Genomic DNA, 609 nt, shown 5'->3' on the forward strand with positions numbered 1-609 from the left:
TTCTCGTCCTGGCCGCCGCTGCGGTATCGCCAGTGATGGCACAAGGTGAAAACTATCCGCAACGCCCGATCAAGTTCGTCGTGCCCTTCCCTGCGGGCGGCGGCACGGATGCGATGACGCGGCTGTTGACCAACAAGCTCACGCTCGACAACGGCTGGACCTTCGTCGTCGAGAACAAGCCAGGCGCCGGCGGCAATCTGGCGCTGGACCAAACCGCCAAATCGCCGGCCGACGGCCTGACCATGGTGATGGCCCAGACCGACAACGTGGTGCTGAACCCGCTGCTCTACAAGAAGCTCAGCTATGACCCTATCCACGACCTGCGCGCGGTGGCGCTGGTTGCCGCGGGTCCCGCCGTGCTGATCGTCAATGCCGACGCGCCGTACAAGACGCTGGACGATATCCACAAGGCAGCCAAAGCCAAGCCCGGCCAGCTGACCTTTGCCTCGCCCGGCACGGGCACCATCTCGCATGTGATCAGCGAAGCCTGGCAAAAGAGCGCGGACGTGAAGTTCTCCCACGTGCCCTACCGCGGCATGGCCCAGGCCATGCCCGACCTGCTGGGCGGCCGCGTGGACATGTACATGGGTTCCGTGCCCACGCTGATCT

1 protein-coding gene is annotated in these 609 nt (G+C 64.7%); it reads left to right on the top strand.

The features are described from left to right. Positions 1–609: Bug family tripartite tricarboxylate transporter substrate binding protein (locus D3H34_RS33470; RefSeq protein ID WP_205736885.1), on the top strand; the 609-nt coding region annotated here is incomplete at both ends.

This window comes from Acidovorax cavernicola, from assembly GCF_003581445.1.